We start from the raw sequence: 20,745 nt of genomic DNA on the forward strand, positions 1-20,745 counted from the left end.
GCACATGACCTGGCTGATCACCGGCGGCGCCGGCTACATCGGGGCGCACGTCGTCCGCGCGATGACCGAGGCGGGCGAGCGCGCCGTGGTGTACGACGACCTGTCCACGGGCATCGCCGAGCGCGTACCCGCCGAGGTGCCGCTGGTGGTGGGCTCCACGCTGGACGGCGAACTGCTGCGCCGCACGCTGGCGGAGCACACGGTGAGCGGCGTGGTACACCTGGCGGCGAAGAAACAGGTGGGCGAGTCGGTGGAGCTGCCGCTGCACTACTACCGGGAGAACGTGGAGGGCCTGCGGGTCCTGCTGGAGGCGGTGACGGAGTCGGGGGTTCCCTCGTTCGTGTTCTCCTCCTCGGCCGCGGTGTACGGCATGCCGGACGTCGATCTGGTGACGGAGGACACGCCCTGCGTCCCGATGTCGCCGTACGGCGAGACGAAGCTGGCCGGCGAGTGGCTGGCCCGCGCGACGAACCGCGCCACGGGCCTCGCGACGGCGTCCCTGCGCTACTTCAACGTGGCGGGGGCGGCGGCCCCGGAGCTGGCGGACACCGGCGTCTTCAACCTCATCCCCATGGTCTTCGAGCGGCTGACGCAGGGCGCGGCACCGCGCATCTTCGGCGACGACTACCCGACCCCCGACGGCACGTGCGTCCGCGACTACATCCACGTGGTCGACCTCGCGGAGGCCCATGTGGCGGCGGCGCGCGCGCTCCGGGCCGCCCCCGGCACGGACCTCACCCTCAACATCGGCCGCGGGGAGGGCGTGTCGGTGCGCGAGATGATCGACCGCATCAACGCGATCACGGGCTACGACACCCCGCCGACCGTCACCCCGCGCCGCCCCGGCGACCCCGCCCGCGTCGTCGCCTCGGCCGACCGCATCGCCGAGCGCCTGGGCTGGACGGCGAAACACGACGTGGAGGACATGATCACCTCCGCCTGGGAGGGCTGGGTCCGCAGGCATCCCGGGGCGGCACGGCGTTAGCTCTTAAGACCGCTCAGGCCTCCACGGTCGGCGACGGTTCGGGGAGCGCCGGAAACGTGACGCCCGTCAGCTCCTCGGAGACCGTCCACAGGCGCCGGGCCGTGTCCGGGTCACTGGCCGCGCGCGAGCGGCCGACCAGGGTCGGGGCGCCGCGCATCTCGCTCATGCCGTCGGGGCCGACGTAGCTCGCGCCGGGCAGATCCTGGGTCGCGGCGTACAGGGTCGGCAGTGCGCCCGCCTTGTCGTCCTGGGCGAACAGGCGGTTGCCGACCTGCATCGCGACCCGCCGCAGGGCGTTGGCGTCGTGGCCCTGGAGGTTGGTCGAGGCCCATCCCGGGTGCGCGGCCAGGGCCCGTACGCGGGAGCCGCCCTCGGTCAGCCGGCGCTGCAGTTCCAGGGTGAACAGCAGGTTGGCCAGCTTGGACTGCGCGTAGGCGGCCATCGGGCTGTACTCGCCGGTCAGGTTCAGGTTCTCGAAGTGGATGCGCGCGCCGGGAGTCCGGTGCATCCCCGATGACACGGTGACCACGCGGTCCCTGACGTACGGCAACAGCAGGTTCGTCAGGGCGAAGTGGCCCAGATGGTTGGTGCCGAACTGGGTCTCGAAGCCGTCTTTGGTGCTGCCCTCGGGGACGTTCATCACACCGGCGTTGTTGACGAGCACGTCGATGTCGCCCTGCCACCCGTCGGCGAACTCGCGCACGGACGCCAGGTCGGCCAGATCGAGACGGCGCACCTCGAGGTGTCCCTTCGCGCCGCGCACGGTGGCGACGGCCGCCTCGCCGCGCCTGGTGTCGCGTACAGCGAGCACCACGCGGGCGCCGGCCCGGGCGAGCGCGTCGACGGCGGCGAGGCCGATACCACTGTTGGCGCCGGTGACGACGACGGTGCGGCCGGTCTGGCCGGCGATGTCACCGGCGCTCCATCTGGTCTGCTTCTTGCTCTGAGTCGTGGACATACGAGCAAAAGTAGGCGCCGACAACAATGATGTCAATGACAACAATGGTGACGTCGACAACAAAGTAGGCGTCGACCACATCCTGGCTACACTGATCCGCATGCACACTCGACGCCGTTACCACCACGGAGACCTCCGCGCCGCGCTGCTGACCCGGGCCGAGGAGACGCTCCGGGAGAAGGGACCGGCCGCGCTGTCCCTCCGCGAACTCGCACGCGATCTCGGCGTGAGCCACGCGGCGCCGAGCCGGCACTTCAAGGACAAGCAGGCACTGCTGGACGCGCTCGCGCTGGCCGGCTTCGGGCGGCTCGCCGAGGCGATGACGACGGCGCTGAGGGAGGCGGGCGAGTCGTTCGCCGAACGTCTGAGGGCGGGAGCCCGCGCGTATGTGGACTTCGCCACCGCCAACGCCGAGCTGCTCGACCTCATGTACGCGATCAAGCACACCCCCGAGGCCTCCGAGGAGCTGAGCGCGGCCGCCCAGCGGTGGACCGAGGAGATGGTGGGCCTCATCACCGCGGCCCAGCGCCGCGGAGAAGTGCGCGAGGGCCCCCCGGAGCGCGTGGGCATCGGGGTCTTCTCCACGCTGCACGGCTACGCGACCCTGGCGGCCAGCGACTCCCTGCCGCCGGACGTGTGCGCACAGGACCTGGACGAACTGATCGCGTACGTCCTCCGGGGCTGCGCTCCTGACCGGCCGGAAGACAAAGCGAACTGAAGTGCCATTACCTGATGCCATGCGAAACGGCACACCGCGGTGGCGCACCGATCGCGGCGACGCCGGCGGTCAGGACTGCCGACGAACATCCACCCGAGCGCCCCCGCGCTTCAGGCCCCGCTCACAACGCCTTCAGCGCCCCCGCGGTGGCCCGGGCCAGCCCCGCCAGATAGCCCTTCGGCAGCTTCGGGCCCCGTACCACCACCGCGCGCCAGTACAGCGGGCCCGAGATCAGGTCGAGGGCCAGGTCCTGGTCGATGCCCTCGCCGATCTCGCCGCGGGCGGCGGCCGCCGCGACGATGCCGCTCGCCACGCCCTGCTGGCCCTCCCGCAGCGCCTTCTGCAGGGCGTCCGCGATCTCGGGGTTACGGGCCGCCTCCGCCTGGAGGTCCGGGATGATCTGTCCGGCCACCGGGTGGCGCAGGGCACGTGAGGTCATCTCGTACAGCAGGCGCAGGTCCCCCTCCAGGGATCCGGTGTCGGGGGCCGGCAGGCCCTGGACCGCGATCGCCGAGACCAGGTCGAGGACCAGGTGCAGCTTGGAGCGCCACCGGCGGTACACCGCCGTCTTGCCGACACCCGCCCGGCGCGCGATGCCCTCGATGGACATCCGGGCGTAGCCCGCGGCCGCCAGTTCCTCGAAGACGGCCGCGCGAATGGCCTCCGTCACGTCCTCGCGCAGCACGGCCGCACCCGCGGGCGCCCTGCGGCGCCGTTTCACCTGGGGAGTGTCGGCGTTCGTGGTCATGCGGACCAGCATAGGGCGTGACGACGAAACGGTTGCGTCCCGACGTCGAAACGGCTTAGTCTCACGTTGCGACGATACGGTCCCGTCCCGACGTAAAGAGCAGTAGTCCAAAGCCCCAAGAGCACCAAAAGACCACAGAGCCCTGAGGGCAGAGCAAGACCCCGGCAAGAAACGTGAGAAAAGCCGGGCAGTGGTACCAGAAGAGGCATGACGGCGGAAGACTGCGGACCGGTGCGCGCAACCGACCCCCGAACGAAAGCAGCGGATGTGAGCCAGGTCCTCCACACACCGCCCCCCACGGCAGCCGAAGCGGCCGAGACCCCGGCGCAGCTCGCCGCCCGGTACGGCCTCGCGGTCAGCGGTGCCCGTCCCTCCCTGCCCGAGTACGTCCGCCAGCTCTGGGCGCGCCGCCACTTCATCACGGCGTTCGCCACGGCCAAGCTCACCGCCCAGTACAGCCAGGCGAAGCTCGGCCAGATCTGGCAGGTCATGAACCCGCTGCTGAACGCGGCGGTCTACTACTTCATCTTCGGTGTGCTGCTGGGCACCAAGCACGGCGTCCCGGACTACATCCCGTTCCTGGTCACGGGCGTGTTCATCTGGACGTTCACCCAGAGCTCGATCATGGCGGGCACCCGCGCCATCTCCGGGAACCTGGGGCTGGTGCGCGCCCTGCACTTCCCGCGCGCCGCGCTGCCCATCTCCTTCTGCCTCCAGCAGCTCCAGCAGCTCCTGTTCTCGATGGCCGCGCTGATCGTCATCCTGCTCTGCTTCGGCGTGCCGGTCGCCGCCTCCTGGCTGCTCGCGATCCCCGCGCTCGCCCTGCAGTTCGTGTTCAACGCCGGCGTGTCGATGATCATGGCCCGGATGGGTGCGAAGACACCGGACATCGCGCAGCTGATGCCGTTCATCCTGCGGACCTGGATGTACGTGTCGGGCGTCATGTGGAGCATCGACAAGCTCACCAAGTCGAACCACCTGCCGCACCTGGTGACGATGGCCCTGGAGACCAATCCGGCCGCCGTCTACATCGACCTCATGCGCTACGCGCTGATCGACAGCTTCCACGCGCACCAGCTCCCGCCGCATGTCTGGGCGGCGGCGACGGGCTGGGCCCTGCTCGCCGGTGTCGGAGGCTTCATCTACTTCTGGAAGGCTGAGGAGACGTACGGCCGTGGCTAACCCGATCAGTGACCAGCTCGTTCCGACCGTCCTCTGCGACGGCGTCGACATCGTCTACCGCGTCAACGGCACGGGGGCCGGCCGTGGCACCGCGACCGCCGCGCTCAACCGCATCGTGCGCCGCAAGCAGGCGGAGAAGGCGGCGGGTGTGCGCCGCGTGCACGCCGTCAAGAACGTGTCCTTCACCGCGTACAAAGGTGAGGCCATCGGTCTGATCGGCACCAACGGTTCCGGCAAGTCGACCCTGCTCAAGGCCGTCGCCGGACTGCTGCCCGTCGAGAACGGCAGGATCTACACCAACGGCCAGCCCTCCCTCCTCGGCGTGAACGCCGCCCTGATGAACGACCTCACCGGCGAGCGGAACGTCTACCTCGGCGGCCTCGCCATGGGGATGTCCCGGGAGCAGGTCAAGGAGCGCTACCAGGAGATCGTCGACTTCTCCGGCATCAACGAGAAGGGCGACTTCATCACGCTGCCCATGCGGACCTACTCCTCCGGCATGGCCGCCCGTCTGCGCTTCTCCATCGCCGCCGCCAAGGACCACGACGTACTCCTCATCGACGAGGCCCTCGCCACCGGTGACCGCTCCTTCCAGAAGCGGTCCGAGGATCGCATCCGCGAGCTGCGGCAGCACGCGGGCACCGTCTTCCTGGTCAGCCACAACAACAAGTCGATCCGTGATACCTGCGACCGGGTGCTGTGGCTGGAGCGCGGCGAACTGCGCATGGACGGCCCGACCGAGGAGGTCCTGGAGGCCTACGAGGCGTACACGGGCGGCGGCGACAAGCCCCAGAAGGGCGCCCCGTCACCCAAGCCGCAGCAGAAGGAACCGGCGGTCGCGCAGTAGCGTCTTCCTCGGCTGAGGCGCATACGACAGTGCTTGTTCATGTCTCGTACATGTTTCTTACCTGCTTCGTATACGCCTTAGCCATGTCGTTTCATCAGCAGCAGTGCCGCCGTGGGCGCCTGAAGAGCAAGGAGGCCACGTGCAACCAGGGCTGAGCGTCATCATCCACGGTCCCGATCCCCAGGGCCATCTGGGAGAACTCCTGGACTCCCTGACCGCCCAGCCCGTCGCCGGGGCCGAGGTGATCGTCACGACCGTGGGCGACTGGGCCAGGCAACAAGCCGAACGGCGCGCGGCCGGCGACCCCCGGATGGTGGTGCTGCCGCTGCCGGAGGGCACGAGCGACGGCACCGCCCGGGCCGCGGGCGCCGACCGGGCCACCGGCCGCTGGCTGCACTTCGTGCACGCCAAGGACGGACTGCCCGCCGGCGCCCTGCGGGCGGTCGCCGACCGCACCGCCGAACTGGAGGACTCCGCGGACGTCCTGGTCGTCAACCACGTCCGCTCCACCTGGCAGACCACCGCCGCGCCCAGCGGGGACGGCCGGTTCCTGGCCCGCACCGGCCGCCACGCCGCCCCGCTGGCCGACTTCCCGCAACTGCTGTGGCTGGCCCCGCTCCTGGGCAACCGGCTGATCCGCGCGGACTTCTGGCGCTCCCGGGCCGTCTCCGACGACCTGGCCGACGCCGAGTCCGGCGACGACGAGACGTACACCGCCCTCGCCGTGGTCCTGCACGCCGAGAAGATCGCCGCGCTCGACGAGGTCGCCTACGAGGTACGGGAGCTGCGCGAGCAGAGCCTGCCGCCGGTGACCACCGCACGGCGCTACCAGGCCCTGGAGCGCTACGAGCGGCTGCACCGGCTGCTCGCCGGGCGCGGCGCGCCCGAGGGGCCCCGGGCGGTCCTGTACGACCTGATGGTCCGCGATCTGCTGCGGGTCTTCAGCCGCAGCGGGATGCCGGAGGCCGAGGCGCGGGAGTTCTTCACCCGCGCCTCCCAGGCCGCCGTGCGGTGGCGGCCGGAACACCACCAGCGCCCGGCCGGCTTCGAGGGTGTCCGCCACGCCTTCCTGGAGGAGAACGCGTACACGAAGTACCGCCTCTTCCAGGCCGCCAACCAGAAACGCCGCGAGGTGCGGTCGGCGGTCCGGTCGGGCAAGCGGCAGGTCGGCGCGAAGCTGCGCGACCACCGCTACCGCCGGGCCCTGAGCGAGCCCGTCGACCCCCACCTGGCCGTGTTCTCGGCGTACTGGGACCGGGGCGTGGCCTGCAACCCGGCCGCCATCGCCGCGAAGCTCGCCGAACTCGCCCCCCACATCCACCCGGTGTGGGTGGTCGCCCGGAACAAGGCGGCGCTGCTGCCGCCGGGCACCGACCACGTCGTCCCCGGCACGCGCCGCTACTGGGACGTGATGGCGAAGGCCGCGTACCTGGTCAACAACGTCAACTTCCCCAACGCGGTGGTGAAGCGCCCGGACGCCGTCCATGTGCAGACCCACCACGGCACTCCGCTCAAGCGCATGGGACTGGACCAGGTGGACTTCCCCGCCACCTCCAAGGGGCTGGACTTCGACGCCCTGCTGACCCGCATAGACAAGTGGGACTACAGCGTCTCCGCGAACAGCCACTCCACCCGGATGTGGGAACGCGCCTACCCCTCGCACTACACGTCGCTGGACTACGGCTATCCCCGCAACGACGTCTTCTACTCGGCCACGGCCGAGGACGTCCGCGCGATACGCGAACGCCTCGGCATAGCCCCGGGCCGCCGGGCCCTCCTGTACGCCCCCACGCACCGCGACTACGAGGCGGGCTGGACGCCGCGCCTGGACCTCGCCTCCCTCGCCGACCGGCTCGGCGAGGACACGGTCCTGCTGGTCCGCGGCCACTACTTCTACGGCGGCGCCGCCTCCCCGCTGGCCGGTCTGCGCCGCTCGGGCCGGGTGATCGACGTATCGTCGTACGACCCGGTCGAGGACCTCTCCCTGGCGGCGGACGCCCTGGTCACGGACTACTCGTCCATCATGTTCGACTACGCCAACCTGGGCCGCCCGATCGTGATCTACGCCGACGACTGGGAGACGTACGCCAAGACCCGCGGCGTCTACTTCGATCTGATGGCCGAGGCACCGGGCCAGGTGGCCCACACCCAGGAGGAGCTGGCGGCCGTCTTCGAGACGGACGCGTGGCGGGACGAGGCCGCGGGCAAGGCGCTGACCGCCTTCCGGCGCAGGTTCTGCGAGTTCGACGACGGACAGGCGGCCGAGCGGGTGGTGCGCCGGGTCTTCCTGGGCGAGAGCGAGGAGTCGCTGCCGCCCGTGATCCCGGTGGACGAACGGACCCCGGCCCCGACCCCCGAGGAGGCGACGGCGTGACGACGACCCGTACCCCCGATGTGACGATCACGGTCATCGTCTACAACGACGCGGAACGCCTGCCGCGCGCGGTGGCCTCGCTGCTGCGGCAGACGTACCCGAACATCGAAGTGATCATCAGCGACGACCACTCGACGGACGACACCCCGTCGGTGGCGCGCCGGCTTCAGGCCCAGGACGAGCGGGTGCGTTATCTGCGCCTGCCGGAGAACAGCGGCGGCTGCAGCGCCCCGCGCAACCGGGCCGTCGACATCGCCCGGGCGCCGTTCCTGATGTTCCTGGACAGCGACGACGAACTGCCCGAGAACGCCGTCGAGCTGCTGCTGAACGCGCACCGCGAGCGGGACATCGACTTCGCCATGGGCGCGGTCGAGCGTATCCGCGTCGACACCGGCCGGCGCTCGGCCTGGATGCCGCACCTGGTCGCCGAGCGGCGCACGGTCGAGGGCATCGAGTCCGAGCCCGGCCTGCTCTTCGAGCACCTGTCGACGAGCAAGATGTACCGGCGGGAGTTCCTGGACCGGCACGATCTGCGCTTCCCTGAGGGGATCCACTACGAGGACCAGCTGTTCTCGGCGCAGGCGTACTGCCTGGCGCGCGCCTTCACGATCATCCCGGAGACGGTCTACCGCTGGTACATAGCCCCGTTCGTGGCGGCGGAGACGGCGTCGATATCCAACCAGCGGCACAAGCTCTCCAACGTCCGCGACCGCATCCACGTGCAGACGCTGATCGACGCGTTCCTGACCGAGAGCGGCCATGAGTCCCTCCGGCCGGACAAGGACTACAAGTTCCTCAAGCACGACTTCCGGATGTACGCGGGCGACCTGCCGTACCGCGACGAGGAGTGGCTGGCCGGTTTCGCGGACCTGATGACGCCGTATCTGGAGACGCTCGCCCCCGCCGCGTACGCGCGGCTGCCGCGCACCGAGCGGGTGGTGCTCCAGCTGGTGCGCGACCGACGGATGGCTCAGGCGCAACTCGCGGCGCGGGGCCTCGGGCACGGGGTCGCCCCCCGCGAGACGGTGACGGACGCGTCCGGCACGACCTACTGGGGCCCGGTGGTCCCGTCCTCCTCCTGGGCGCGCCGGGAACTCGACATCACCGACCTGGAGCTGGAGTACCGGCCCTTCTCCAGCGCGCGGTTCCGCCATGAGATCACATCCGTGGCGCCGGGACCGGGTGCCTCGGTGGACCTCTCGATCCGGACGTACGATCCCGGTCTGCGGCTGCCCGTGGGACCGCAACGGGCCAGCATCGTGGTCACCCCCGGCCGGCGCCCGCTGGTGACGGCGTTCCGTCTGGACCCGGTCCGTCCCGGGGTCTTCGAGGGGCGGGTCCGGGTGGACCTCGCGGCGGCGCACCTGCCCGTGCAGGGCTTCGACGGCATCCGCCACCCGATGCTGCGTCTGAACCAGCAGGGCCTGTCCAACTCGGGTGTCCTGCTCGCCCCGCTGTCCTTCCCGGTCATGACGGCCGCCCAGGTGGGCACGCTGCCGCACGAGATGACGGTGGAGCCGGAAGGCCGTGGAGCGGGCCGCCTCCAGGTCCGCTGGCGCCCGGTGGGGCTCACCGCCCGGGTCGGCCCGGTGGTCCGCCGGGTGGCGGGACCGCGGGTGCGTGAGGCGGCACGACTGGTCCGCAGCGTGCTGCGGTAAACGGCCGTGGGGCGGGCCGAGCGGTCCGCCCCACGGCTTCGGCCCCGTCAGCGCACCACCTGGTACAGCACCTGGCCCCCCGGCCCCGAGGCCACCCGCCGCAACGCCCGGTCCCCGGGCGGCAGTCCGCCGTCCGCCGGCCGCTGCACCACCCACCGCACGCCGTACGCCCCCAGGACGTCCAGCCGCGCGCTCCGCGACGACCCCGCCGCGAAGTACGTCCGCACCGCAGCCTCCCGCTTCGCCTCGTCCGGCAGGAAGAAGTCGGGATACCCGGGCGCCACGGTGTACGCCCCGTACGCCGGAATCTGCCGCGCGGGATACATCGGCGCCATCACCACGTCCCCGTACCGCACCCAGGGCGTGATCCAGTGGTACCCCACCCACGGCGCCCGGTACTTCGCGGCGACCGCCGCGGGCAGGGCGCCGCGCCCCACCACGTATCCGACGGTCTGCGCTTGCGTCCACGCGCCGATCCCGAGCGCCGCCGCCAGCACACACGCCCCCGCGTTCCGCAGCGCGCCGCGCGCCGCACCGGTCACCTCCACGGCCGCCGCGAGCTGCGCGGGGATCAGTACGGCCGGCAGCGCCCGCCCCCACGAGTAGTGCCCGGTCAGCCCGCCCGCCGCGAACATCAGCGCGCCGAGCAGGAAGAACACCGCCAGCGGGTCCCGCAGGTCGCGCCGGGCCCTCAGGCCGAGCGCCGCCACCCCGACCAGCACGAGGCAGAACCGGGCGAACAGATGCTGGTACAGCGGCTGGTGGATCGCCTCCAGGCCGCCCACCCGGAACAGCGCGAAGAAGTCGTAGTAGGGCCAGAGCGCGAGGATCAGCACGCCGAGCAGGATCCCGGCCCCGAGCCGCAGCCAGGCCCGGCGTCCGGCGCGCGCACCGACCACCGTCGCGAGCGCGCCCAGCGTCGCCACCACGCCGGTGAACTGGTGGCTGAGCAGGATCACCGCCCACAGCGCCCCGAGCCCGAGGAAGGCGGTCCACCCCGCGGGTTCGCCCTTCAGCGCCCGGGTCAGCAGGGCCCAGAAGTGGAAGGCGAGGCCCAGCGCGAGCACGCTGGGGTAGGCCACCGTCAGTGCCAGGGAGTTGAGTCCGAGGAAGCCGCTCCAGTTGAACACCTGGGTGCCCCACAGGAGCACCACGCACAGCAGGGCGAGCGGCGGTGCGAGACGGTGGGCGGTCAGCGCCCGGACATACCGCCACACGCCCGTCACCAGCAGTGTCAGGGAGATCAGCGCGCCGATGCGCAGCACGATCCACACGGACAGCCCGGTGAGGCGGGCGATCACGCCGAGGAAGACGGTCCACGGCGAGTAGTACGGGCTCGGGGTGTTCTCGTCGACCAGGGGGTTGCCGGGATCCGTCAGCCGCTGCCGCAGCCGCTCCACGGTCGCCGCGTGCATGCCGAGGTCCCCCGCCCAGGGCAGCCGCACGATCACGAGCAGCATCAGGACGACGAACAGCGCCATGGCCGCCCACAGGGCGATGCCCGCGGCGCCGCGCGGCGTCCCGGCGGCCGCGAACGGCCCTTCGGGTCCCCTCAGGCGCCTTGCGGCTCCCCCCGCACCGCCGGTGTCCTTCGCGGTGAGGCTCATCGGGCGCCGTGGCCCTGCTTCGCCTCGTGCTGGAAGACCCAGGTGCGGTACACCAGGAAGCGGAACGCCGACGCCAGCACGATCGACAGCGCCTTCGCCACGTTGGAGCCGAACGGCCCGTTCATGCCGAGGCCGTGGTAGCCGGCGTAGAACAGCACGCTCTCCATCACCACACCGATCCCGCTGAAGACGAAGAACAGCATGATCTGCTGCCGGGTGCGGGAGGCCCGGTCCCGGTAGGCGAAGAAGCGGAAGCCGAGGTAGTTGGTGCCCATGGCGATGATGCTGGCGAGCACGGTCGCCGTCATGGGGGCCCACTTCAGGCCGTGCAGCAGGGCGTTGAAGACGAGCAGGTTCACCGCGACACCGCTGCCGCCGACGACCCCGAACTTCGCCACCTCGACCGCGATCCGCCGGGCCCGGACGAGTGCCGGGGCAGGTGCGGAGACGGGCGCGGGGACGAAGGTCTCGGCGACCGGGCGAGCGACCTGGGGCCGCTGCTCGGAGAGGTTCACAGTCACGGTAGGGGTCCTCCACACTCGTCGGACGATCGGGCCAAACCTAGTCCAAATGTCCTGTTTAACGAGGGAGAGTAAATCAACCGCCGAAATTCCCCTAGGTCTTGGCAAGAAAGCGGTACGGGACGAACGTAAGGGGGAATGCTCCACGACTACGCGAAACGGGGGCGCCCCTGGAAAGGGGCGCCCCCGTCGTCGTACCGGGAGCGCCGGACCGGCTCCTGCCGGACCGGCCGGTGACCGGCTAGCCGTGCGTCCGCAGCAGCGTCCGCATCGTGCGCATCGCGACCGAGAGGTTCGCGAGGTCGAACGAGTCCGAGCCCGAGATCTCGTCGAGAGTCGCCCGGGCCCGGCCCAGGATCGCCCCGTTCCTCGCCCGCCAGGCCTCGAACCGCTGCTCCGGCGTGGAGGCTCCGTTGCCCACGGCCAGGACCTCGGCCGTCAGACCCGCGTGGGCCGCGTACAGGTCCTCGCGGATCGCCGCCCGGGCCATCGACTGCCACCGGTCCGCGCGCGGCAGTTCGATGATGCGGTCCATGAGCTGCGTGATGTTGAGGCGGTCGGCGAGGTCGTAGTAGACCTCGGCGACGCCCATCGGGTCCTTGCCGGTGCGGTCGGCCACCGAGACGATGTCGAGCACCGGGAAGGCGGAGGAGAACCCGGCCACCCGCGTGGCCAGTTCGTCCGGGACGCCGGCGCCCGTCAGCTCGTCGTAGATCTTCTGCCACCACTCCAGGTCCGCGCCGCGCAGCAGCTTGGGCAGTTCGCCCCAGACCTGTTCGACGCGGTCACCGAAGAACGCGATGGTCTCGGTGAGCTGCAGCGGCTGCGGCCGGTTGTTGAGCAGCCAGCGCGTGCCGCGCTCGACCAGCCGGCGGGAGTGCAGTCGGATACGGGTCTGGACATCGGCCTCGACCTTGTTGTCCAGGTCCTCGACCGCGTCCCACACCGCGCCGGCGTGGAAGATCGCACGGGACGCGGTCTGCGCCCGGACGATCTCCTCCAGCGAGGCGCCCGTCTCCTCGCGCAGACGGTGCAGGAAGCTCGTACCACCCGTGTTGACCGTGTCGTTGACCAGCAGGGTCGTCACGATCTCGCGACGCAGCGCGTGGCTGTCGATCTGCCCGGGGAACCTGTCGCGCAGGGCCGTCGGGAAGTAGGCCTGCAGCAGGCGGCGCAGATACGGGTCGTCGGGCAACTCCGTCTCCAGCAGCTCCTCGGCCACCGTGATCTTGGTGTACGCCAGCAGGACGGCCGTCTCCGGGCCGGTCAGGCCCTGACCGGCGTTCAGCCGCTCACGGATCTGCCGGTCGGTGGGCAGGAACTCCAGCGCCCGGTCGAGGTGGCCCTCGCGCACCAGGTGGCGGAGGAACCGCTGCTGTGCGTGCAGCATGTCCTTCGACTGGAACAGGGCGTTGGCGATCGCCACGTTCTGCGCGTAGTTGTTGCGCAGCACCAGGGCGCCGACCTCGTCGGTCATCTCGGCGAGCAGGTGGTTGCGCTGCTTGACCGTCAGATCGCCGTTGGCCACGACCGCGTTGAGCAGGATCTTGATGTTCACCTCGTGGTCGGAGGTGTCCACGCCCGCGCTGTTGTCGATGGCATCCGTGTTGATCTTGCCGCCGTGCTGGGCGAACTCGATCCGGCCGAGCTGGGTCAGGCCCAGGTTGCCGCCCTCGCCCACGACCTTGACCCGCAGGTCCTTGCCGTCCACCCGGATGGCGTCGTTCGCCTTGTCGCCGACGTCCGCGTTCGACTCCGCCGAGGACTTCACGTACGTGCCGATGCCGCCGTTCCACAGCAGGTCCACCGGTGCCGTGAGGATCGTCTTCATCAGATCGGCCGGGGTCATCTTGGTGACCGAGCCCTCGATGCCGAGCACCTCGCGGATGTGCGCGTTGACCGGGATCGACTTCGCCGACCGCGGGAACACACCGCCGCCCGCCGACAGCAGTCCGGTGTCGTAGTCGGCCCACGACGAGCGCGGCAGTTCGAACAGGCGGCGGCGCTCCGCGTACGAGGTCGCCGCGTCCGGTTCGGGGTCGATGAAGATGTGCCGGTGGTCGAATGCCGCGACCAGGCGGATGTGCTCGGACAGCAGCATGCCGTTGCCGAACACGTCACCGGACATGTCGCCGATGCCCACCACGGTGAAGTCCTCGGCCTGGGTGTCGACGTCCAGCTCCCGGAAGTGCCGCTTCACCGACTCCCAGGCGCCGCGGGCGGTGATGCCCATCTTCTTGTGGTCGTAGCCCGCCGAGCCGCCGGAGGCGAAGGCGTCACCGAGCCAGAAGCCGTAGCTCACGGCGACCTCGTTGGCGATGTCCGAGAACGTCGCCGTGCCCTTGTCCGCGGCGACCACGAGGTAGGTGTCGTCCGAGTCGTGCCGGACCACGTCCGCGGGCGGTACGACCTCGCCTGCCACCAGGTTGTCGGTGATGTCGAGCAGCGCCGAGATGAAGGTGCGGTAGCTGCGCACGCCCTCCGCGAGCCAGGCGTCACGGTCCACGGACGGGTCCGGGAGCTGCTTGGCGACGAACCCGCCCTTGGCGCCCACCGGCACGATGACGGTGTTCTTCACCATCTGCGCCTTGACCAGGCCGAGGATCTCGGTGCGGAAGTCCTCACGCCGGTCGGACCAGCGCAGACCACCGCGCGCGACCTTGCCGAAGCGCAGGTGCACGCCCTCGACCCGCGGCGAGTACACCCAGATCTCGTACGCCGGGCGCGGCGCCGGCAGGTCCGGGATGGCCTGCGGGTCGAACTTCACGGAGATGTAGTCGTGCGCCGTGCCGCCGCGCGACTCCTGGAAGAAGTTGGTGCGCAGGGTCGCCTTGATCAGGGTGAGGAAGGAGCGCAGGATCCGGTCCTCGTCCAGCGAGGCGACCTGGTCCAGCGCGGCGTCCAGCTCCTCCAGCAGGGCGTCGGTCAGCTCCAGTCCGGCCCGCTGCCGCTCCGGCGACATCCGCGCCTCGAACAGCGAGACCAGCAGCCGGGTGGTGTGGACATTGTTTCGGAGGGTGTCCTCCATGTAGTCCTGGCTGAAGGTGGAACCGGCCTGGCGCAGGTACTTGGCGTACGCGCGCAGCACCATGGCCTGCCGCCAGGTGAGCCCGGCGCTCAGCACCAGGGCGTTGAAGCCGTCGTTCTCGGCCTGCCCGGTCCAGGTCGCGGCGAAGGTGTCCTGGAACCGCTCACGGGCGTCGTCACCCAGGTGGTCACCGTTGCCGGCCAGGGACTTCGGCAGGCGCAGCCCGAAGTCGTAGATCCACGCGGTCGTACGGTCCGTGCAGCGCAGCTCGTACGGACGCTCGTCGATGACCTCGACGCCGAGCCGCTGGAGGACCGGCAGCACGGCGGACAGGGAGACGGCCTCGCCCTTGCGGTAGATCTTGAAGCGGCGCTCGCCGGGGCCGCAGCCCACCGGCTCGTACAGGCTGAGCGCGAAGTTCCGGCCGCCCTCCTCGGCGGTGAGCTGCTCGAGGTGGACCAGGTCGGCGACCGCGGCGCGGGGGCTGTGGTCGGCCTTGTAGCCCTCGGGGAAGGCGCTCGCGTAGCGGCGCAGCAGCTCGGCGGCGCGCTCCTCGCCGCATTCGGCGTTCAGCGCCTCGGCGAAGCCGTCGGCCCAGGAGCGGGCGGCCTCCGTCAGGCGCGCCTCGATGCGCTCCTTGTCGGTGTCGGACAGCTGCGGCAGCTCGGTGCCCTGCGGGACGCGCACCACGAAGTGCAGCCGGGACAGGATCGACTCGGTGTTCCAGGCCGTGAAGTCGACGCTGGTGCCGCCGAGCTCCTCCTTGAGGATGTCGATGATCCGCAGCCGGACGCCCGTGGTGTAGCGGTCGCGCGGCAGGTAGACGAGGGCCGAGTAGTAGCGCCCGTACTCGTCCTGGCGCAGGTAGAGCCGCAGCCGGCGGCGCTCCTGGAGGTAGAGGACGGAGGTGACGATGGAGCGCAGCTCGTCGGCCGGCGTCTGGAACAGCTCGTCGCGGGGGTAGGTCTCCAGGATCTGGACCAGGTCGCGGCCGTCGTGGCTGTTGGGCGAGAACCCGGCGCCCTCGAGGACCTCATCGACCTTGCGCCGGACGACGGGCACGCGGCGCACGGACTCGGTGTACGCGGCGGACGAGAACAGGCCGAGGAACCGGCGCTCGCCGACGACGTTGCCGTTCTCGTCGAACTTCTTCACACCGACGTAGTCGAGGTACGAGGGCCGGTGCACGGTCGCGCGGCTGTTGGCCTTGGTGAGGATCAGCAGCTTGTGCTCGCGGGCCTTGGCGCGGGCGTCGGCGGGCAGCCGCTCGAAGGACGGGCTGACCGGGTGGCTCTCGCCCCGCGCGTGGTGCGGGTCCGATCGCAGTATGCCGAGCCCGGTGCCGGGCACGGCGGCCAGCGAGTCGTCCTCCCGCAGCTCGTACTCGCGGTAGCCGAGGAAGGTGAAGTGGTCGGCGGACAGCCAGCGCAGCAGCTCGCCGGCCTCCTCCAGCTCGGCCTCGGGCAGGTCCCCGGGCACGGGCTCCTTCTGGAGGTCCTCGGCGATGCGCAGCGCGCAGTCGCGCATCTTCTCCCAGTCCTCGACGGCCTCGCGGACGTCGGACAGGACACGCAGCAGATCGGCGGTGATCTGCTTCAGGTCGGAGCGGTCGGTCTCCCGGTCCATCTCGACGTGGATCCAGGACTCGACGTGCGCGTCATGCGGCAGCTCGCCGCCGGGCGCCTCGGGCAGGACCTCCAGCAGCTTGCCGGTCAGCTCACGGCGGACGACGATCTGCGGGTGGATGACGACGTGGATACCGCGGCCCTGCCGGGACAGCTCGTTGGTCACGGAGTCGACCAGGAAGGGCATGTCGTCGGTCACGACCTCCACCACGGAGTGGCTGCTGGTCCAGCCGTTCTCCTCGACGGTGGGGGTGTGGACCCGTACGTTCGCCGTGCCCTGGGGACGTGTTTCGGCCAGCCTGTAGTGCGAGAACGCGGCTCCCAGGACGTCGACCGGGTCACGGTCGGCCAGGTCCTCCGGGGCGGTGTGCAGGTAGTAGCGCTGGAGGAACGCGAGCACGGTGTCCCGGTCCGGGGTTCCCGCGCCCATCGTCCCAGTCGGTAGGTGCCCCCCGACCGGGCTGTTCTCAGCTACCCGGGCAGCCCTCTCGAGCAGCTCGGCCTTGGCTTCGTCCAGCTTGGTCTGCATTGTCCTCTGGCTCCTGTCGCGCGCCGTTGCGTGACGTAGAAGGAAGTACGGTCTCTTCTCCGACGTAACGCCGTGACGCGGGGTATCCGGTCTGGTTCGACGCTATGCCGCATGGAGAGATGGGTGGGGAGTTATCGGCCATTTCCGGCGCCCTCGGCGACTGTGACGCTGCTCTCGGCGCGTTCCGCGCCTCTCGCGTCCTCGGCGCCCCGGTTGCCGTGCCGGGCGCCTGCGGCGCCCCGCTCGGCCGGCCCCGCTTGCGAAGACCAGCGACCGCCGCCCGGTCACGGACGCCGTCCGTGCTCACCGGGCGCAAGGCAGGGACGACAACGTCCCCGCGAGGTATCGCGCTGATCACGTCACCAGGCTATCGCTCCTCACGGGGGGCACGTCATGAGCCGTATGTGTACAAAAGAGGGGGGCGAAGTTTGACGATCTGCACAGGGACGAACGGGACGCCACCGTGCAAGGCCTTCGTACGGGCCGCGCGGGGCCTTCGGTACGGGCCGCGCGGGGCTTGCGGTACGGGCCGCGCGGGGCCTTCGGTGCGAGCATGGCGGTACGAACCGTACGGGCCCCCTTGGCAGCGCCCCCGGCTTGAGGCACGTTGCCGGAAGGCACCCGACGGGCCGTCCGCACGACCGAGGGGAGCACAGCGGACATGACGCAGAAGATCCTGATCGTCACCGGCGACGCGGCGGAATCACTGGAGGTCCTGTACCCCTACCAGCGCCTTCGCGAAGAGGGCTACGAGGTCCACATCGCCGCACCCACCCAGAAGACCCTCCGCTTCGTCGTCCACGACTTCGAACCCGGTTTCGACACGTACACCGAGAAACCCGGCTACACCTGGCCCGCCGACCTCGCCTTCTGCGATGTCGACCCCGGTGCCTACGTCGCCCTGGTCATCCCCGGCGGGCGCGCCCCGGAGTACCTCCGCAACGACCCCGAACTCCGCAAGATCGTCAAGTCGTTCTTCGACACCGACAAGCCGGTCGCCCAGATCTGCCACGGCCCGCTGCTCACCGCCGCGGTCGACGCCCTGCGCGGGCGGCGCGTCACGGCCTACCCGGCGCTGGAACTGGACATGCAGGCGGCCGGAGCCACCTTCCAGGACGCCGAGGCGGTCGTCGACGGCACCCTCGTCTCCTCCCGCGCCTGGCCGGATCACTCCCCTTGGATGCGTGAGTTCCTGACCGTGCTGCGGGCGAAGGCGCCGGTGAGCTGAGTCCGGGCGGGGCGGTGCGGCGCCCCGGCGCGTCCCCTCAGGCCGCCAGACGCTCGGCCTCCGCGACCGCCTCCTCCAGCGTGTCGACCACCGGCACACCGACCTCCTCCAGGCTGGCGCGGCCGTGTGAGCCCCCGGTGTACAGAACGGCCCGCGCTCCGACGTGCCGGGCGGCGACCGCGTCGTCGGCGGCGTCCCCGATCACCACCGTGCGCGAGGGGGCGACGTCGCCGAGGGCCCGTATGTGGCGGACCATGTGCTCGGCCTTGCTGCCCCCGGAAGGACCGACCCGCCCTTCCACCCGCAGGAAGTGCGTCTCGATCCCGAAGCCGCGCACGAGCGGCACGAGCTCCTCGTGCGCGTACATGCTCAGGAGGGACTGGCTGCGGCCCGCCGACCGCCAGCCCGCGAGCAGCTCCGCCGCGCCTTCGGTCAGCCCGCACCGGACCCGGTGCTCCGCGTAGTAGTGGTGGAAGGTCTCGTCCATGACCTCCCACTCGGTGTCGGTGGGCAGCCGCCCCGTCAGCCGCTCGTAGAACTTCGGCACCGGCACGCAGTACAGCGCCCGGTACCGCTCCAGCGTGATCGGCTCCAGGCCCAGCTCCGTGAAGGCCGCGTTCGTCGCCCCGATGATCGCTTCATTGTCGTGGAACAGCGTCCCGTTCCAGTCCCACACAATGTGCGCGTTTCCCTGCGTCCCCATGCCGGAAAACGTACCCGGTGCCACTGACAATCACCGCCGCCTTGACCTCGAAGACCGGAAAAGACCAGGTCAGCGACCCAGGATCAGGAGATTCGGAATCTCCTGCGTCGCATACCAAAGCAGTTCGTGGTCCTCGGCCCCGTCCACGACGAACTGTGCGCCGTCGTCCCCGTCCTCCGCCGCCGGGAGCGCCCGGGCCGCCTCGGTCACGTCCGCCTCCGCGTCGGCCGCGTCGACGTGCACCGCGGCCGCCTTGGCCAGTGGCACGGCCCCCGCGATCCGCACCTCGCCGAGCGCGGCCGGATCGAGGCCACGGTCCGGGTCGACCGCCGCCGTGCCGTCCGGCACGTCGACCGCGACGACGACCCGGCGCCGCGGCGCCCCCGGGTCCGCCGCCAGCAGCCGCAGGGAGCCCAGTGCGGACCGGCTCAGCGCCGCGTACTCCAGCTCCTCGATGTCGTCGGAGAGGTACCACTCACGCAGGGCGGGCGTGACGGCGTACGCGACGACCGGTCCCGCGCCCAGCTCGCCCGTCTTGTACGCCTCGGCGAGACCGGGGAGGGTCAGAGGGACGTAGACGCGCATGACGAGCCGCTTTCGTAGTCGGTCAGGGACGCCGGACAAGCCCCGGTCGGGGACCCCACGCAGATCGTTCCGCGCCTCCGGCGAGTCACCCCAGGATACGTGCGGGCGTCCCCCTTCGGGCCCCGCCGGCACCGTTCCGCACCGTCAACCAGGACGCCCGCGGATCACCCTGCCCGTCCCACCCGCACCACTGACTCCCGCCCGGCCCCTCACCCTGATGCGTGAACCTTTCGGCCGCCCCCGCGCCGCCGCGGCCTCGCCACGCACCCGGTCCGCCTCGTACAGGATCCCCACCGAGAAGTTACCGACCGGTATCCACCTCCGCGTGAAACGGGGATCCCGCATGAACAAGGTGATGACCAGAAACAGCACGACGACCCCGGCGAAGTCCCGGCCTGGCGGGCGCCCGCCGGTCCGCCACGACACCCGCCGCCCCGGCGGCACCCCTCGCCGCAGGACCCCCGGCCCGGGCCTGTCCGGCACCACGGCGCCGAGCCCCCGCACACCGGCCACGGTACCGGCGCAGGGCGCCCCGGGAGCGGCACCACCCGGCGTCGCGGGCCAGGCGGCGGCGACGGTCCCCCAGCCCCGCCCGACGGACCTCTTCGCCGACCGTCTGCTGTCGGTGCTCAGCGGTCAGCGCCCGGTGCACAGCATGCTCCGCCACACCGTCGGCCGGGCCTACGACGAGCTGGCCCGGCTCGCCGCACACGGCCCGCTGCGCACCCACGGCACCCGTCCGGTCGTCCGCGACATCGGCTACTACGTCCCGCGCCCGGGTGCCATCGAGGCCTTCGCCCGGATCGGCGCGGGCGACCAACTGCGCGCCATGGCATTCCGCCTGGAGTGCGGCCCCGACCACCGCTGGCGCTGCACAGCGGTGGAACTGGGCGGACCCCGGCCACCACGGGCGGACGAAGACTGACCCCTGCGGGCCGCCCCCTGCCGGCCGACGGCTGACAGGTCGCGATGACCGGGCGCCTGTCGGCCGGCAGGCCCGACGGCCAGCGGGCCCGACGACTGACAGGCCGCGATGACTGGCGGGCCCTTCGGCCGGCGGCCAAAAGCTCCCGGCCCGCGGCAAGCGGTCGACCGGGGGCCTGACGGCCGACAGGCCGCGACGACCGGCACGCCCAACGACCAGCGGGCCTGACGACCGACAGGCCGCGACGGCTAGCGGGCCCGACGACCGGGGGCACAACGGCCGGGAGCCAAACGACCGGGGGCCCGACAGCCAGAAGCCAAACGACCGGGGGCCCGACGGCCGGCAGCCAAAAGCTCCCAGCCCGACGGCGAGCGGACGGCCGGGGGCCCGACGACATGAGGGGCCGGGCACCCTCGGGTGCCCGGCCCCTCACACAGCCGTGCTGCCGCTGCCGCCGGACGGCAACGCGCGGGGCGCCATCACCGCACTCCGGCATGGCGCCGACGTCCGGCCGTCGCTTGAGG

15 protein-coding genes are annotated in these 20,745 nt (G+C 71.1%); 8 read left to right on the forward strand and 7 right to left on the reverse strand.

From position 1 onward, the window contains the following. Positions 1-4 precede the first annotated feature (4 nt). Positions 5-985: a UDP-glucose 4-epimerase GalE gene (gene galE, locus ACWD5Q_RS25130; protein WP_451429285.1), complete on the forward strand. Its 981-nt coding sequence runs from the start codon at positions 5-7 to the stop codon at positions 983-985. 13 nt (positions 986-998) lie between these two features. Here the strand turns inward: galE and ACWD5Q_RS25135 are convergent, their stop codons facing one another. Then, positions 999-1,943, reverse strand: a complete 945-nt coding sequence (locus ACWD5Q_RS25135) for an oxidoreductase (protein ID WP_451429286.1) — start codon at positions 1,941-1,943, stop codon at positions 999-1,001. Positions 1,944-2,043: 100 nt separating this feature from the next. On the opposite strand from ACWD5Q_RS25135, the gene ACWD5Q_RS25140 reads away from it, so the two are divergent. Then, positions 2,044-2,661 (forward strand): TetR/AcrR family transcriptional regulator, encoded by a 618-nt coding sequence (locus ACWD5Q_RS25140; RefSeq protein ID WP_451429287.1) that lies wholly within the window; start codon positions 2,044-2,046, stop codon positions 2,659-2,661. Between the two features lie 121 nt (positions 2,662-2,782). Here ACWD5Q_RS25140 and ACWD5Q_RS25145 read toward each other — a convergent pair whose 3' ends face one another. Next, positions 2,783-3,409: a TetR/AcrR family transcriptional regulator gene (locus ACWD5Q_RS25145; protein ID WP_451429288.1), complete on the reverse strand. Its 627-nt coding sequence runs from the start codon at positions 3,407-3,409 to the stop codon at positions 2,783-2,785. Positions 3,410-3,676: 267 nt separating this feature from the next. Between ACWD5Q_RS25145 and ACWD5Q_RS25150 the strand changes: the two genes are divergently transcribed. From ACWD5Q_RS25150 to ACWD5Q_RS25165, 4 genes are all read left to right on the forward strand, one after another. Continuing rightward, positions 3,677-4,591: an ABC transporter permease gene (locus tag ACWD5Q_RS25150; RefSeq protein WP_451429289.1), complete on the forward strand. Its 915-nt coding sequence runs from the start codon at positions 3,677-3,679 to the stop codon at positions 4,589-4,591. Further along, on the forward strand, positions 4,536-5,438 hold the full coding sequence (locus ACWD5Q_RS25155) for an ABC transporter ATP-binding protein (RefSeq protein WP_451429290.1): 903 nt from the start codon (positions 4,536-4,538) through the stop codon (positions 5,436-5,438). The genes ACWD5Q_RS25150 and ACWD5Q_RS25155 overlap by 56 nt, the downstream gene beginning before the upstream one ends. 139 nt (positions 5,439-5,577) lie before the next feature. Beyond that, a complete protein-coding gene (locus tag ACWD5Q_RS25160; RefSeq protein ID WP_451429291.1) occupies positions 5,578-7,812 on the forward strand; it encodes a CDP-glycerol glycerophosphotransferase family protein in 2,235 nt (744 codons plus the stop codon). Continuing rightward, complete coding sequence (locus ACWD5Q_RS25165; protein WP_451429292.1) at positions 7,809-9,470, forward strand: glycosyltransferase family 2 protein; 1,662 nt, start codon at positions 7,809-7,811, stop codon at positions 9,468-9,470. The genes ACWD5Q_RS25160 and ACWD5Q_RS25165 overlap by 4 nt, the downstream gene beginning before the upstream one ends. Before the next feature lie 47 nt (positions 9,471-9,517). Here the strand turns inward: ACWD5Q_RS25165 and ACWD5Q_RS25170 are convergent, their stop codons facing one another. The 3 genes from ACWD5Q_RS25170 to ACWD5Q_RS25180 all read right to left on the reverse strand — a co-directional run bounded on the left by ACWD5Q_RS25170 (position 9,518) and on the right by ACWD5Q_RS25180 (position 16,780). Then, positions 9,518-11,077, reverse strand: coding sequence for a hypothetical protein (locus tag ACWD5Q_RS25170; RefSeq protein WP_451429293.1), 1,560 nt, complete (start codon positions 11,075-11,077; stop codon positions 9,518-9,520). Next, positions 11,074-11,598, reverse strand: a complete 525-nt coding sequence (locus ACWD5Q_RS25175; RefSeq protein WP_451429294.1) for a GtrA family protein — start codon at positions 11,596-11,598, stop codon at positions 11,074-11,076. Before ACWD5Q_RS25175 ends, ACWD5Q_RS25170 begins: the two co-directional genes overlap by 4 nt. A 241-nt stretch (positions 11,599-11,839) precedes the next feature. Then, positions 11,840-16,780, reverse strand: coding sequence for an NAD-glutamate dehydrogenase (locus ACWD5Q_RS25180; RefSeq protein WP_451429295.1), 4,941 nt, complete (start codon positions 16,778-16,780; stop codon positions 11,840-11,842). 661 nt (positions 16,781-17,441) lie between these two features. On the opposite strand from ACWD5Q_RS25180, the gene ACWD5Q_RS25185 reads away from it, so the two are divergent. Beyond that, complete coding sequence (locus tag ACWD5Q_RS25185; protein WP_451429296.1) at positions 17,442-18,008, forward strand: DJ-1/PfpI family protein; 567 nt, start codon at positions 17,442-17,444, stop codon at positions 18,006-18,008. A gap of 37 nt (positions 18,009-18,045) precedes the next feature. On the opposite strand, the gene ACWD5Q_RS25190 is transcribed toward ACWD5Q_RS25185, so the two are convergent. Both ACWD5Q_RS25190 and ACWD5Q_RS25195 read right to left on the reverse strand, forming a co-directional pair. Next, entirely contained in the window at positions 18,046-18,711 is a 666-nt protein-coding gene (locus ACWD5Q_RS25190; RefSeq protein WP_451429297.1) for an HAD family hydrolase, read from the reverse strand. 69 nt (positions 18,712-18,780) lie between these two features. Further along, complete coding sequence (locus ACWD5Q_RS25195) at positions 18,781-19,296, reverse strand: DUF6912 family protein (protein ID WP_451429298.1); 516 nt, start codon at positions 19,294-19,296, stop codon at positions 18,781-18,783. Between the two features lie 343 nt (positions 19,297-19,639). Between ACWD5Q_RS25195 and ACWD5Q_RS25200 the strand changes: the two genes are divergently transcribed. Beyond that, positions 19,640-20,221, forward strand: coding sequence for an Rv3235 family protein (locus tag ACWD5Q_RS25200; protein ID WP_451429299.1), 582 nt, complete (start codon positions 19,640-19,642; stop codon positions 20,219-20,221). The last annotated feature ends 524 nt before the right edge of the window (positions 20,222-20,745 follow it).

It is taken from the genome of Streptomyces sp. NPDC002513 (assembly GCF_053595355.1).